Annotated in this window: 14 protein-coding genes and 1 pseudogene; 12 read left to right on the top strand and 3 right to left on the bottom strand. The window is 37.1% G+C overall.

The window, feature by feature from the left end; all coding sequences use genetic code 11:
- Positions 1-258: 258 nt before the first annotated feature.
- The gene (locus BN1082_RS14340) at positions 259-723 is read right to left on the bottom strand and encodes a hypothetical protein (RefSeq protein ID WP_090635286.1); all 465 of its coding nucleotides are present in this window, start codon (positions 721-723) and stop codon (positions 259-261) included.
- Positions 724-1196: 473 nt separating this feature from the next.
- On the opposite strand from BN1082_RS14340, the gene BN1082_RS14350 reads away from it, so the two are divergent.
- The 5 genes from BN1082_RS14350 to BN1082_RS14370 all read left to right on the top strand — a co-directional run bounded on the left by BN1082_RS14350 (position 1197) and on the right by BN1082_RS14370 (position 6577).
- On the top strand, positions 1197-2309 hold the full coding sequence (locus BN1082_RS14350) for a citrate synthase/methylcitrate synthase (RefSeq protein ID WP_281177015.1): 1113 nt from the start codon (positions 1197-1199) through the stop codon (positions 2307-2309).
- Positions 2310-3078: 769 nt separating this feature from the next.
- Entirely contained in the window at positions 3079-3399 is a 321-nt protein-coding gene (locus BN1082_RS14355; protein WP_090635289.1) for a hypothetical protein, read from the top strand.
- 297 nt (positions 3400-3696) lie between these two features.
- Positions 3697-4686 (top strand): tyrosine-type recombinase/integrase, encoded by a 990-nt coding sequence (locus BN1082_RS14360; protein ID WP_090635290.1) that lies wholly within the window; start codon positions 3697-3699, stop codon positions 4684-4686.
- 308 nt (positions 4687-4994) lie between these two features.
- Positions 4995-5687, top strand: coding sequence for an HNH endonuclease signature motif containing protein (locus tag BN1082_RS27970; RefSeq protein ID WP_218055160.1), 693 nt, complete (start codon positions 4995-4997; stop codon positions 5685-5687).
- A 134-nt stretch (positions 5688-5821) separates the two neighbouring features.
- The gene (locus tag BN1082_RS14370) at positions 5822-6577 is read left to right on the top strand and encodes a helix-turn-helix domain-containing protein (protein WP_245640437.1); all 756 of its coding nucleotides are present in this window, start codon (positions 5822-5824) and stop codon (positions 6575-6577) included.
- A gap of 739 nt (positions 6578-7316) precedes the next feature.
- Here the strand turns inward: BN1082_RS14370 and BN1082_RS14375 are convergent.
- Positions 7317-7919 (bottom strand): recombinase family protein, encoded by a 603-nt coding sequence (locus BN1082_RS14375; protein WP_090635292.1) that lies wholly within the window; start codon positions 7917-7919, stop codon positions 7317-7319.
- A gap of 418 nt (positions 7920-8337) precedes the next feature.
- Here BN1082_RS14375 and BN1082_RS14380 point away from each other — a divergent pair, with 418 nt between their 5' ends.
- The 7 genes and pseudogenes from BN1082_RS14380 (at position 8338) to BN1082_RS27585 (ending at position 13359) form a co-directional block, all read left to right on the top strand.
- Positions 8338-8814 carry a hypothetical protein gene (locus BN1082_RS14380; protein WP_245640438.1) on the top strand — a complete coding sequence of 159 codons (477 nt, stop codon included), beginning with the start codon at positions 8338-8340 and terminating at the stop codon, positions 8812-8814.
- A 385-nt stretch (positions 8815-9199) separates the two neighbouring features.
- Positions 9200-9604, top strand: a complete 405-nt coding sequence (locus BN1082_RS14385; protein ID WP_090635294.1) for a hypothetical protein — start codon at positions 9200-9202, stop codon at positions 9602-9604.
- A 198-nt stretch (positions 9605-9802) separates the two neighbouring features.
- A complete protein-coding gene (locus BN1082_RS14390; protein WP_090635295.1) occupies positions 9803-10021 on the top strand; it encodes a hypothetical protein in 219 nt (72 codons plus the stop codon).
- A gap of 134 nt (positions 10022-10155) precedes the next feature.
- A complete protein-coding gene (locus BN1082_RS14395; protein ID WP_090635296.1) occupies positions 10156-10851 on the top strand; it encodes a hypothetical protein in 696 nt (231 codons plus the stop codon).
- 723 nt (positions 10852-11574) lie between these two features.
- A pseudogene (locus tag BN1082_RS14400) lies at positions 11575-12561 on the top strand (tyrosine-type recombinase/integrase).
- A gap of 95 nt (positions 12562-12656) precedes the next feature.
- Positions 12657-12848, top strand: coding sequence for a hypothetical protein (locus BN1082_RS28220; RefSeq protein WP_245640439.1), 192 nt, complete (start codon positions 12657-12659; stop codon positions 12846-12848).
- 355 nt (positions 12849-13203) lie between these two features.
- A complete protein-coding gene (locus BN1082_RS27585) occupies positions 13204-13359 on the top strand; it encodes a hypothetical protein (RefSeq protein ID WP_176699804.1) in 156 nt (51 codons plus the stop codon).
- Positions 13360-13723: 364 nt separating this feature from the next.
- Here the strand turns inward: BN1082_RS27585 and BN1082_RS14410 are convergent, their stop codons facing one another.
- Entirely contained in the window at positions 13724-14029 is a 306-nt protein-coding gene (locus BN1082_RS14410; protein ID WP_090635297.1) for a hypothetical protein, read from the bottom strand.
- Positions 14030-14364: the final 335 nt, after the last annotated feature.

Raw genomic sequence — 14364 nt, forward strand, 5'->3', positions numbered from 1 at the left:
CAAAAGTTCATTGTTGATTTTTCCACACTGTTGATTGGAGTGGAAGGCGCGAAGACTCCAGCGGAAGTACGGGACAGGGGAGAACCCGCAGGGCTGAAGGCGCCGAGGTGGCTCCCCGAACCGCCCGCGGAAAGCGAAGTGCCTGGAACGGGAAATCAACAGACTAGTTTAATACTGCCTTACAAAAAAAGACTGTCAATAAACCCGAAATTTTTCGAATTTGTCGACAGTCTGAGGCAAAGACTAAGGTCGTTGTCTCTATTCTTTTTTTTCTAGATTATTATCTAGATTATCATATTGAAATTTCTTTTTTAAAACATTTATTCGTTTTTTCGATTGTATGAAACTAATGAAACAAAGTAGAGACATTGGAGCACAGTACCAAACAAAAACTAATCCTCCGTTGTAATAGAATGGAAGATAAGCAACGGACACCCCAAATAATACAAACGATAATATTAAATAAACGCCTACGCATAAATGATAAAATTGATATTGAGTAAAGGTCGTTATTCCCTCTTTCATGAAATCATTTAGATGCTTATCTGTTTGATAAAAAAGGAATAAGGAGATTAGCAGTAAAAATGCATAGATTGGAAGTGAATAAATATAAAGGGGTACCCCTAATATACAAAAGTAGAAGCTAAGGCAGAAGGAAACACCGGAAAAGAATAAGGATGATAAAAATTTGTGAGTGTTAATATTTTGCTCTAATTGTTTCATACAATTCCCCCTTGAATTCTGTATCTAGTTAATAATTCATTTTATGCGCAAATATTTAATTTATGTAGTAAGGAAGGAAGAACGAAACGAATAAAAGAAAATATTACATTATTAATCCCATTAAGAAAACATTCTTTCCATTAAATAAATATATGAGATATTCAAGATAACAACCAAAATAGTATACATCTTGCAATTAAAAGAATTTGCCATTACTGCTTAATGAAGGAGTTGAAATTATGTGGGTCTGTACAAAACACATGAAAGAGACATTAGCATTGTTAGAAACTCCCCATGTTAGTAAAGCTTCGTATCAAATTAAGTGTTCGCTATGTAGTAATCTTGCTATTGCAAAAGTCTATTATTCGCACCAAACCAACTATTTTTCTATAGAACAATGTAAAGATTCTTTAAATAGGGAAACCTTTCTAAAATCAAGTTAATTGAATTTTGCAAGAACAAGAGTGGAGGGATTGAGGATGATCTCAAAAGGCTTAAAAAATGTAGTGGCTGCTGAAACGGCTATCAGCTTGGTTGATGGTGAAAAAGGAAGATTAATTTACAGGGGATATAATGCTAAAGAATTGGCTTTACAGTATTCCTTTGAAGAAATAGCCTATTTAATTTGGTATGGATTTTTACCTAATGATCATGAAAAACAAATGATTTCTGAATCATTGAAAAATAATCGTGAATTACCTTCATATGTGTATCAATTAATTCAAACCCTTCCCTGTGACATGGAAATCATGAGCCAGATTCGAACAGTTGTTTCTGCTCTAGGTACGAAAGAATTTGGTTGGAAACCTACTGTAGAACAAGCCATTCGATTAACAGCAGTCATTCCAGTCATTACAGCTGCGATTTATCGAAAAGTGAACGGCGAAAAGATTATTCTTCCAAATAGAGAGTTAGGTCATGTAGAGAACTATCTATATATGTTAACTGGTAAACGCCATTCTTTCGCACTTATAAGGGCGTTGGAAGGATATATGATCTTAACAATGGAGCATGGGATGAACGCTTCAACTTTTACATCCAGAGTCGTTTCTTCTACCGAATCAGATATGGTTTCTGCCGTAACAGGCGCGATCGGAGCCATGAAAGGCCCATTGCATGGCGGTGCACCTACAGGAGTAATCGATATGTTAAATGAGATTTCAAATAAAGAAGATGCAGAAATATGGATTCGTCAAAAGCTAGAGAGGAAAGAAAATCTAATGGGCTTTGGACACCGGGTTTATAGAACACGCGATCCGCGGGCAGAAGCGCTAAGTGAAATTACCAAACAAATTGGAGCAGATGATGAATGGCTTGAGCTAGCTTATTATGTTGAAAAGCTTGCGGTACAATTACTTGAAGAATATAAACCTGGAAGAAGAATCAACACGAACGTTGAATTTTATGCTGCTGCAGTCATGAAGGCAATTGATATGTCCCCTAGTTTGTTTACACCAACTTTTACGGTCAGCCGGATGGTAGGCTGGACAGCCCATGTTATTGAACAGTCACTGGATAACACCATTTTCCGTCCGGAAGCAAAGTATATTGGGAAACAAACTGTTGAGCTTCAATCCTTAGTTTAAATAGAGCTGTTAAGCCATAATGCAATCCCCTTCAAGTGTACAGAGGACATTAAATTAACTTTCTCGAAGGGGATTTTTTAAAACTAAAAATATCGAAATAGACTTGAACCACTTTAAATGTACAAGTTGTTCCTAAAAAGCTCTGTAATAGTGCTTTATTCGATTTTATAGATATCCAATTTTTGTTGAAAGACGCGTGTTTCAAGTTATATTGGCATTGATACCTTGCAGAAGGTATGGATTTTCAGCAACTTTATTCCAACCATTATAATCATCCCTATAAAGGGTATGTTCTAAAAAAAAGGCTCCCTTCTACTCGACTAGTTGAAGTATCGCCACCTCCTTCTGAAAAATGAGCAAATCCATTCAAGAACAAATTACCAATATTTAAAGCAAATTAACATTTTATAAAAAAGGAAGGAACGTGCCCATGTATAATTACAATCCGTATTATCAAAACGGAATCAATGAACAACAGCAGGTTTCAGTTAAGTCAACTGTGATGAGAAGGTGGACTTGTGGCTTGAGGTACTAAAAAGGTATTTATTCGATGAAATCGAGGGAAACTTGTTTTCCTATGTAGAAAAGTCATGAAATCCCCCGTGTTTGTACGACAACAAGAAGGGACAAGGACTATTTCTAATGCGGAAGAGCAAAATTCTATTCAACTGTTAGATTGTGTCTAATTAGGGACAATATGTAATGAATTGATTTGTTTTGTAATTTCTCCTTTACAATTAACATGAGAATTAAATGGAGGAGGACTTGTATGAATTTTGATACTAAGGAACTAAATGTTGTGTTTCCAAATGAAGTGCTTAATGGGAAGAAAATAGAAAGTGTAATGATTAGTCCAATTGATAGGCAAATTGGTGTAGCGGCATTGACAGGAAAAATTAAAAACATGCAATTATTAAGACTTTATCAAATAATTAAGGTGGAAGATGGGAATTTTGTACCCACCCATGAAATTGGAGCATTCACATTCAATACAAAGGATAAATTAAAGGATTTTATAAAAAGTCTGCCGGAAATGTCTGCAATAAAAATACTTATGTTAATGAACCCTTATCCATTACTATCTAATTAATATTAGTTTGGTATTTAGGCATTTTTTATAAAAAGCATTATCGAAAAAACTGGGTTAGAATTAATCCAGTCTTTTTTGTTAGACGCACGACTCAAAATCGTGTTCCGTGAGGAGTGTCGGTTCGACCCCGACCACCGGTATCAAAAAGTTACGAAAGAAAAACGAGAATGCTCGTCATATCAACGTTTTAAGCGTTCCTGCTACGGTGGGGACGCTTTTTCGTTGCCCAAAATGCCGTCTACGAATAAGTTCAAATCTGACGCACCTGTTAATACGCAGTGGAGGTCGAACAAGTCGATGAGCAGAAGAAAAAACGTGTTAGATCAACGGGAAATACGGATTATGGAGACGAAGGTGAAGACATACGTAGAGTCGTTTGCATCAGCGTTGGATTTATTTTTGAAGGACTGTGAGATACGCAATTTACGTCCCCACACAATTCGTTACTATCAGAATGAAATCTATGCGTGTTTAAACCAACTAAGAGAACAGGGGATTAACGTTGATACGTTGTCTCCCATTCAGATTACGCAGGAACATATTCGAGAGAATGTGATTACTTTTATGCGTCACCAAAAGGGTTTACGGATTGTAACAATTAATACACGGTTACGAGCCTTACGAGCGTTCTTCAACTATCTGTACAAAGCTAAACATATTCCAAATAATCCGTTTGACGGAATAACCTTGCTGAAAGACAGAAAGACCGTAATAGCAACTTTTACAGCAGAACAACTTAAGAAACTGTTTAAACAGCCAGACCTTAGGACGTTCACAGGAGTACGTGATTACACGATTCTAATGCTGTTATTGGAAACAGGTATACGTGCTAACGAATTGGTCGGAATCACCTTACAAGACATTTTGTGGGGGGACGACTTAATCGTAATCAGACAAGCTAAAAGCTATCGTCAGCGTCAAGTGCCAATTACTAAGCCAATGCGACAGCAACTGAAAAAGTACCTTGCGATTCGTGGCAGTGTCGAAACGAATGCTTTGTTTGTAACAGTCGATAACAATCCGTTATCTAAACGAGGTCTGCAGAATCAGATTAAAAAGTATGGCGACTCAGCAGGGATTAAGGGAGTACGTTGTAGTCCTCATACCTTTCGGCATACGTTTGCCAAATTATCCGTGCAGAACGGTGCTAACATATTCGAGTTACAAGCAATCTTAGGACATACATCATTTGAAATCGTTAAGACCTACGTTAACCTATTTGGGAATGACGTAAGGGATCGGCATAAGGAATTTTCTCCCCTGAAAATGTTGAATAACAGAATATAAGTAATAAATAGTCTCGGGCGTAGCCATTTAGGTTACGTCTTTTTTGTGTTCAACCAAAATTTTTTTAGGTGATTGCGTTATATTTGCTGATTTTGACCGGACTATTAAGTGAATTTATTTTGAGGGAGGCGCAACCAAGTTACGCAACTTACAAGAGAAAAATTTTTTTAAAATCGTTATAAAACTGATTTCTGACCGGATTGTTAAGGTGATAGGGGGGTGAATCAATCAAATCGTCAAAGCGTTCCTAGAATTATCAAAACCAATGGAAAAAATTCTAACAAATTATTGAAAGCGAGGAAATAAAAATGAGTGAGCAAAGTAAGAAAGAGTTAACAAAGGAAGAAATTCAACAGATTCGAAAACGGTATGCAACTGAGAAATGCGACTACAAGCAATTAGCAGAGGAATTTGGCGTATCTAAGAACAAAATCAAAGAAGTTTTAAAAGGAATCGTCAAACTTAAGCTAACGGTATTACAACGTTTTAACGAAAAGTGGTCTGAAGACGAGAATGGATGCCACATTTGGAACGCATGCACGGACAAGGACGGCTATGGAAAGTTTAAGATGGATGGTAAACCGATGCGAGCAAATCGTGTATCGTATCAACAGCACAAGGGAGAAATCCCCAAAGGACTGATAGTACGTCATACTTGTGACAACCCAGCTTGCGTTAATCCTGATCATCTAATTTTAGGTACGCAGAAACAGAATAATGATGACAAAGTTGAACGCTTCAGAGATCGGCGGAAATACTCTGCCATTGACTGCCTAGAAATGCTCTTTCGGTCTCAAATCAATGTTTCAGAGGACTCAATTATGAAAAGTTTCCGCATTACGAAAGATACGCTGAAAAGGAAATTAAAAGACATGGCAAAGACAGCTGATGATCCGGCTGAAGATAAGGTGTTTTACTACAGGGGGCGAGCAATGTTTGAAGAAAAACAGTCTGAGCAGGAGCCATTTAATCCTGTGCAGATTGATTGGGTAATCGAATAGTTTGTTAGATTCATAACTTCATAGACGGTTTCTCTGTTGTCGTGAAATCCATGGAAACGGGGAGCCGTTTATAACATAAAAGCACAACCTAATTACGGAAAGAGGTTAACTTGATGTCAACTAATAGACAACTAATGGATACAATTACAGGAGAATTATATGATATGGATCAGTATTACTTACGAGCCAAATCGTCCGATGAAGCATTTAAACAATTTATTACGAAAGACAACCGCCATTTCTCATTTGCAGATATGGACACTATCAAAATCATTATTTCCAACGTCTCAACCGTTCATTGTGGCTACCTTTTAATTCTTCTATGTTATATGGAATATGAGTCAGGCAGGTTAAAACTTACTAGAAAAGAGCTGCCAAGAGCGTTAGGAACGTCTGAATCGACATTCATTAGGCTCTGGAAAGAAATGTATAGCTACGGAATAATTAGTGAAAAAAATGGGGAATTCTACGTGAATCCCTATTTTCATTTCAGTGGCCAGCCAAAGCATAATCGTGTCATTAAGTTGTTCAAAACCACGTTAAAACAGTTAAAAGACCAGTTAACAGCATCTGAACTCGGATTTCTGTACAAGTTGTTGCCTTACGTACATTACGATACAAATATGATCTGTGCTAATCCGTTTACAGACCCAGAGAATATCCAGTTTCTGAACAAAACTCAGATTGCGTTACTAGTCGGAATGGACGAAAAGAAGACGTCCAAGCTGTTGGATAAACTACGTAAAATAGGAGTGATAGCCGAAACAATACGTCAAGATGATAGACGTGACCGCATTTTCACTATGAATCCTTACGTGTTCTTTCGTAAGAGGGGACAACCAGACGATACCTTATGTGGTTTGTTCGCTTCAACTCCTTATGGTAAATGAGAAATAGGTGTCTTTTTTGACAGTAAAATGGCGTAATAGGTGTCCTTTTTGACATTAAGAAAAAGTGCCTTCAGCCGTTGGTACGTATGGGTTAAAGGCACTTTGATGCCAAAATTACTTCTTTATCTTAGACACTTACGTATTTATCATTCTAGAAAATGAGTATTAAGGTTATTCGTAATAAACGTTTTAACGTAATAAGCCTTCCCCTTTATTAACCTTTACAGGCTAAAAAGGAAAAGGTAATGTCCCCAAAGCTTATCATCTTTAGTAACATTAAATAATATAAACGATATATTTTTGGTGAATTCTGCGTTTAGCAGGATTCTAATAAGTGGAGCGTTAGCTACCTTATTACTTAACGATATAAACGTTTAATACGTTAATAAAAACGAAATTACGTTATTGGACGGATTTTAGGTAACTGATAAGAACGTTAAACCAAAGTGTTAACCTAGTTAATCGTAGTAATACCATTCATCACTTGTTAACGTAAATAAAAACGGCACAGAATATGTGAACAGCGTTTGTATACGTCTAAGTGACGGCTTTAATCGGTATTACCTAATTACACTAGATGTAACACGTCCCTAAATGACCTATATGAAAATCTCGGGGTTAACGACTCTGAAATTCAACAACCTAGATGTACCAAGCGTTTGGAAGGGATTGTAAATCCGATTGTAAGGTAGGTTCGCTTGACGTTATGACATTAAAAAAGAGACGGTATATTCCGTCCCTATCTGCTTTCGTATTCCTTCATTTTCTTGTAGAACGTTGCTTTCTTCATATCGACTTGTCGCATAAATTCGACCGCTGTAATCTCGCCAGACTTCCAACGACCGTACAGGAACTCCCAGTTTGACGGTAATTCTAACGGTGGTCTACCAAACTTAACTCCTTTTTTCTGTGCTAAAGCGATTCCCTCAGACTGTCTAGAACGGATTTCTTCACGTTCCTTTTGTGCGAAGGCAGCCAATATCGCCAAAACCGCCTGTTGGATCGCTTTAAGTATTACGTCATCTTGTTTAGCATCTGTATTCAGCATCGGTTCTTTAATAAACTGTAGGTTAATGCCGTTCTCAACGAAATAACGGTACTCTTTCAACGTATTATCCATGTTTCTGCCCATCCTAGTGATACTGTCGAATACAACGGTATCTTCCGTACGTAGGATATTCTTTAGTGATTGATATTGAGGACGGTCAAACGTTGATCCGCTTTGTTTGTCGATGAAAATATCTCGTTCCTCAATGTCATTCTGAAGCATCGTTTCAACCTGTCTACCTTCGTTCTGTTGCTTAGAACTAACACGGACGTAACCAAATCGTTTAGTCGTCATTGTCAATCTCTCCCGTCTTATTGTCTATGAGATTAGCATACAACGACAGTCTACAAATGTCTATTTAAATTTATAGACGTATATAAAATCAATTTATCACGTTTATAGACGCTAAAATACTGCATTTCGGAACGTCTACTATTGTGTACTTTTATAGACGATACCGTTGGTATCTATGCTATATGACGGAATTCGGAAGAGATCAATTAGAAACGATTGAACGTTGTAATGACGAATCAGTGGTAGCCACCTTATCACAAGACTTACACCATGTTTATATCGTAATACGCCTAGTGTAATTCAGGTATGCAAACGAAATCTCAGAATCCCTGAATGGTACATTAAAGCCGATAAAAATTGTTTTTTGAACTAGCAGGATTGTCTAATAAGAAAATGGTAAAACATGTTATCATTTAATGTGAAGAGAATACTAAAAAGTGGGTGGTATCCGATGGATTGGATAAAAGTTAAAGATAGTAAAGATATTGAAAATCTTTTGAGCAAATTTGGTGGATTCCATGATAGTTGTTTAAAGGAATTGTACATGTGGACTGAGAGTTACGTTGATAAAAGTTTATCGATGGGTATATCACCAGAACTCGGTACTAATGTAAGAATACTTTTCCAAAGGCAGTATCGTGACCCATCCGCAATTGAATTATTATTTGAAGGTGTAACCCAATTTCACATCGTTCCAAGACCAGATTCAATCATTTATGGTGCAAAACTGATTTTACATGAAGGTTTCTTTTATTGGGCTGATGAATATGGTTGGGAACCAGAAGACTATATTCTTGGTACAGATAACTGGCTTTCTGCCGAGAGTCTAAAATGGCGTGAAGTTAGTTCATGGATGGGGAAACAAAATAGATACGGTGTAATTAAAGAAGGCTGAAGGATGAGTTATTAAACAAACGGGTGCTTTACCTTAGTAAGATTCGTTAAGACGTAAGGGTAGCCACCGTATCACAAACGAAGGGGGGCGTTCATATCGACATTTGCTTAGTGATGAACGAACATGAACGTCAATTCTCGAACCCTTGATGAGTCAATTATGGGAGATACCACTGTCTCACCGACATCAGCTGTTCCATAGATCCCATACCCGTTATAAATAATTTTTCGGAGTCGTAAATCTCGAGGGTCTCATTAGACGATTTAAAACCAAAAAATACGTTATTGACTAACGGTTCAGCTTACTTGAAGAAGGATTATAGTTATACAATGGCAAAATAGATTAATTAAAAAAAGTTCTAAACAAACGGAGGTTGGAGTCGACAATGGACCCAAGAAAAATATTTTTAATTGAACTACACGAGATAATTAAAAATAGTTCAGAAGAGATACGAAATCATATAGTGAGCCCATCCGAAGATAATATTGTATGGGATGAGTTTAAATTGAGCGAAGAAGAAGTAGCTGCTTTAAAAAAATATAAATTTGATGATGTAGCCTTATCAGCGATTGAAAAAACAGTTAGAGATACTATTCTTGTGGCATTTCACGATGCTTTTTCCTTATTGGACGCTGTAAGGGACCCAGAAGTTGTTGAGCTTGATGATACTTGGCTTGGATTAACACTTAGCGAGCCTAATGAAGAAGAAGAGAACGAGGGATTTCTCCACGATGAGGTTTATGATGCCTATTGGGATTGGTCGGAACAGAGAAATAAAGATGATGATTAATAATGAATAAACAGCTTTAGTTCGCAATAGTTTGTGATATTTTGTTCTTACGCTAACGGGGGCAAGAGTTGAAGATCAAAGTTGTCATTGAGGAATCTTTTCTTATTGTGCTAACGGTTCAGTATACTTGAAGAAGGATAATTAAATATCGGCATTGAATATAACAATTGATTGTTAACCGTCAAATGAGGTGATTTGGTGACACAAGAACGCAAAGAAATAATAACTTTGAGGATAAATCAAGACAAGGAAGACGAATGTCTTATTATAGTAAGTTTATTTGGGAACAAAGAGGTTGGAATTGCTGTGTCGGAGGTACAAAATGGAGACGCGGAAATATGGTTAAATTTAGATTATGCTAAAAAAATTTCTGAGGCTTTGAATCAAGCAATAAAGCAAATTGAAGAGAATTATTAAGGTTTCCTTATTCAGCTAAACTGGGTGCTTTAGTTGAACTAAGAAATATAGGACAGCTATATGGATTTACGTCTTCCCGTTTTTCTTATTTCACTTAAGAAAAGAATATTAATTTACAAAAAGAGGTAATTTTCTTGCGTATAATCGTATTATTCGTCTCTTCATGTGTATTATTTCTTGGGATTTTCATCCTTCATGATTCTCTTACTCCTCCCCCTGAGAAAAGTGAAATGAGTTCTATATCAGGTGAATTTGACCATTATGTACCAGATGGAGGAAAATACCCTAAAGCTGAACTGCATCTTACAAATGGATCTGTATACTTCATAGTAAACCCTGAGTATCAAGTATTTGCTGAAGATGCATTTTTGAAAAATGTTAAAAAAAGGCAAGAAATCGATCTTATTGTCGATAGTACTTCCGGCTCAAATTTTATTATGATGATAAAATCAGGGAAAGTAACTTATCTGTCATTTCGGGACGCATATAACTCCGAACGACAAGACAAGATATGGGGGCTTGTTTTAGGCAGCATCATCCTTTTGCTTTCAATTATGTGTTTAGGCGGAGGGATTCATCTCACGTCTTGGAGTATCACATTAAACGAGTCGAATGACAATTTTATTTATAAGACCGCTTTCGGGCGAACATACACCATCTTTTATCATGATATCTCTTACTATAAAACAGGAAAGCTCGCATTAATATTTAAGTACAATGGGAAATTTTTTGTGGTCAACCCTTACGCAGAAAACTATCGTCCTTTTCTTCATATTCTTATTAAGAAGGATGTAAAAAAAATATTTAAGCGTGTTAATATACGTTATTAACAATCCTGTTTTCGTTTGTTTTTATTGAGTAAACATTAATTCTGAAGAATTGTTCTTAAACTATAGGGTGCTTTAGTTGAAAAAGAACGGTCGTCAAAATGGCGATCTTTCTTCATTTTCTATAGCGTAAGAACGTTCTTTTTAATGATACATAGCCATAAGGGGGGCTACCGTATCACAAAAACGACCCCATGTGTTATATCGGATGTGCCTAGTGATATACGAACATGGACGAGGAATCTCGAACCCCTGACGGTCGGCCATAGGAACGCCACCCCGTCTTAACGAAATCAATCGCTCTACATTGCCAAATTCGTTCTAAAAATTTTGCGGTAATCGTAAACCTCGGGGGCCTATGCAGTACCATCCCTAGTTGATATAATGTATGCCAACAGGTAATCGTGCGAATGAACTTTTTCGTTCTCAGTAGTCGAACGTAAGAAAACGCTGAATGGACGGCATATCTCGTAAATAATTTCGTAATTGAATTTTTTAACACGACTCAAAATCGTGTTCCGTGAGGAGTGTCGGTTCGACTCCGACCACCGGTATCATAAAACATACGTTATCATTCGTCCAATATGCGAGAATATGGCGTAATATCAAGCGTTTTCTACTACGGTAAGAGATGCTTTTTATTTTGTTTAGCGTCATATGTACCGTCAACTACTACGCTCTAATCGTGTGCGAAGATTATTACGCAATCTAAGGAGGTAGTAGTAAATGGCAAGACGTAGCAACATTTTAGACGAAGAAGAATTAGCAATAATAAGTAAAAAAACGAAAGTGTATGTTGAAACGTTTGAGGACGCAATTAACCTGTTTTTAAAAGACTTCGAAATACGCAACCTTAGACCCCACACGCTCAAATTTTATCGGAGTGAAATAAACACTTTTTTAAGCTATCTTAAGGAGTAGGACATAGTCGTAGAAGCGCTTAAGCCGTACCAAGTCACAGTGGAGCATATAAAAGAAAACGTAATTTTATACCTACGGAAATATAAAGGCGCTAAAGTAATATCAGTAAATACACGCTTGCGTGCGCTACGTGCGTTCTTTAACTTTCTTCATAAAGAGAAGCATATACTAAAAAATCCATTCGAACATATCACGCTGCTAAAAGATCGCAAGCATATTAAAGCGACCTTTACGAAAGATCAATTGAAAAAGTTGTTCGCTCAGCCTGACCTAAAGACGTTCACAGGAGTGCGTGATTATACGATAATGCTGCTTTTATTAGAAACGGGTATACGTGCGAATGAAGCGAAAGGGCTAACGCTAGCAGATATTCGTTGGGAAGACAGCTTAATATGTATACGAAACGCAAAGAGCTAAAGAGAGCGTGTAGCAATACAGGCGACAATGAAGGAGCAGCTAAAAAAGTATATTGCGATAAGAGGTTATGTTGAGACAGACGCATTATTTGTGACAGTAGACAATACACCTTTATCGAATAGGGCGCTACAAAACAGAGTAGAAAAATACGGAAAAGAAGCTCAGTTAAAGGGCGTTCGTTGTAGCTGCCATACGTTCAGGCATACATTCGCAAAACTATACGTACAGCAGGGCGCAAATATATTCGAGCTTCAAACGATATTAGGGCATACAAGTATGGAAATCGTTAAGACATACGTAAACTTATTCGGTACAGATGTACGAGACAGACATAAGGAGTTTTCGCCATTGAAAGTATTAGAGCAAAAGAGATAAATGGCACTAACAGTAGCGTTATTTTTTGTCCATATACACGCCCACGGCTGCCTTTTTTCATTGTATAATTAAGGAAATGTTAGTAGGAGGACACGATGACCATTTATTTGTTTCAGTTAGAGGCAACCCCACTCCCAGATAATCCAGAAAGTGAAGAATGTATAGGCGCATATGTAAATTGTTGGGTTAAATCAATAAATGAAAATTCAGCATGGATTAAAGTTAAAAAGTACGTCAAAAATGAAGGTTGGAAAATAATAAATATTGAAGACCAATTTTATCGCTAATCGAGAAATGTATGAAGTAGACGAAGAACTTCTTGAATGCTTTGACGAAGCATTTAGAGAGGGAATTTCCGCAATCTTTTATACTTTCGCTAGTGAGGACGATGAATACGTTAATTAATCACATATCTGACGGAGAGCGCGTAGTTAGAAGGCTATTGCGCTCTTTTTTGTATAGGGGAAGAGCTACCCAGTATCTATGAAAGTATGAAAGACCTACGAAGTTAAAAACGAATAGCGGCGCATTATACGGCTGCGCTTTAATTGCATAAAAAGCCGATAGGGGGCGAAGCAAAAGAACGTTTGCAAACCGTCATTTATAGACTCTCCGTATTTTTGCTATGATGAAAGCGGTAATATGCGCCTTAAAGACGGAGCGCCCAAAGAAGTACGCAGAGAATTTAACCGCTACATTAAGACATATGCGGATTGGCAGAGTAGGAATGAGCAAGGGCTTGATCTGCCGCCGCTTGTAAGCATAGACGAAGAGGGGCAAAATATTGGGGAAGTATAAATTATCGCAATTACTTTTATTCATGGCGGCGCTTAATGCGTTCGTGGGCGTAGCAGCAGCGAAATTAGATATTGTATATTTTATAGCGGGACTAGGAACATGCGCATTATTTTACTATCTGTGTTATGAACTAAATAGCGAGAGAGCAGCATATTAAATAGCATTTTAAATGCTTTAGCAAGGGAGCTTGAATGGGCGCTCTTTTTTTAGGAATTAGACAACGAAGGCAGCGAAAGATAATGCGAAGGGCTTGTGCAGTACAGTGTATAGCAAACTAGCAAAAACAAAAACGAGCGCAATAATGCGCCCGTTTTATATATGCTATTTAACGCTACCATTAATAGTATGCTACTATAATATTTCTCTATTCATGATTTTGTAGCTCCCACTTTCTTGACCTATCGTCTATGTTGCTAAGTAGCTTTAATAACTTTTCGTTCTGTTCTCGTCTTTCCTCGTTTTGCTCGATAAGCTTCGCGCAGAATAAGAACATAGCGCTTGATATGATTCCAGAAAGAAGCGCCGCAAATGCTAAGAAAACTAACCCACCCCGTGCGCTGCTATATACGTTTGGCATAAAGATAAATGCGCCAACGAAAACTAAAGCACCTGATACAAATGATAAGTACGCTATACCTTTTAGTAGTTTGTGTGTAAGCATGCTGTTCATTATGTCTTCCCTCCTATGTATTACCTTATTTTACTATTATAGTAGGATAGAAACAATAGGAAGTATGGAATTTATAGGATTGTTACTTGGGTATCAACTGTAAATCTTTTTTGGAAGTACCTATACAACTGAGAATCGCTATCAATAAAGGGTTTAAGACTATCAAGGTGATAGCGTTTAGGTTTACGTTGGTTTGCAATATACGGTATGGGGTATATTCGAGCGCTGCATGTTCCTGCCAGAGACCAAGCCTAAAACTCATTGGGTGCGTTTCTTTTTAAAGATTAATATTCAATTAGCTGCGCTTAAGTTGGTGTCATAACTTAAAAGTTTTG

It is taken from the genome of Neobacillus massiliamazoniensis (genome assembly GCF_001048695.1).
GTDB lineage: Bacteria > Bacillota > Bacilli > Bacillales > Cytobacillaceae > Neobacillus > Neobacillus massiliamazoniensis.

Excerpts from the sequence above, each read along its gene's own strand:
- BN1082_RS14340 (WP_090635286.1), bottom strand. The coding sequence starts at position 723 with ATGAAACAATTAGAGCAAAATATTAACACTCACAAATTTTTATCATCC.
- BN1082_RS14355 (WP_090635289.1), top strand. The coding sequence starts at position 3,079 with ATGAATTTTGATACTAAGGAACTAAATGTTGTGTTTCCAAATGAAGTG.
- BN1082_RS14360 (WP_090635290.1), top strand. The coding sequence starts at position 3,697 with ATGAGCAGAAGAAAAAACGTGTTAGATCAACGGGAAATACGGATTATG.
- BN1082_RS27970 (WP_218055160.1), top strand. The coding sequence starts at position 4,995 with ATGAGTGAGCAAAGTAAGAAAGAGTTAACAAAGGAAGAAATTCAACAG.
- BN1082_RS14370 (WP_245640437.1), top strand. The coding sequence starts at position 5,822 with ATGGATACAATTACAGGAGAATTATATGATATGGATCAGTATTACTTA.
- BN1082_RS14375 (WP_090635292.1), bottom strand. The coding sequence starts at position 7,919 with ATGACGACTAAACGATTTGGTTACGTCCGTGTTAGTTCTAAGCAACAG.
- BN1082_RS14385 (WP_090635294.1), top strand. The coding sequence starts at position 9,200 with ATGGACCCAAGAAAAATATTTTTAATTGAACTACACGAGATAATTAAA.
- BN1082_RS28220 (WP_245640439.1), top strand. The coding sequence starts at position 12,657 with ATGACCATTTATTTGTTTCAGTTAGAGGCAACCCCACTCCCAGATAAT.
- BN1082_RS27585 (WP_176699804.1), top strand. The coding sequence starts at position 13,204 with ATGCGCCTTAAAGACGGAGCGCCCAAAGAAGTACGCAGAGAATTTAAC.
- BN1082_RS14410 (WP_090635297.1), bottom strand. The coding sequence starts at position 14,029 with ATGAACAGCATGCTTACACACAAACTACTAAAAGGTATAGCGTACTTA.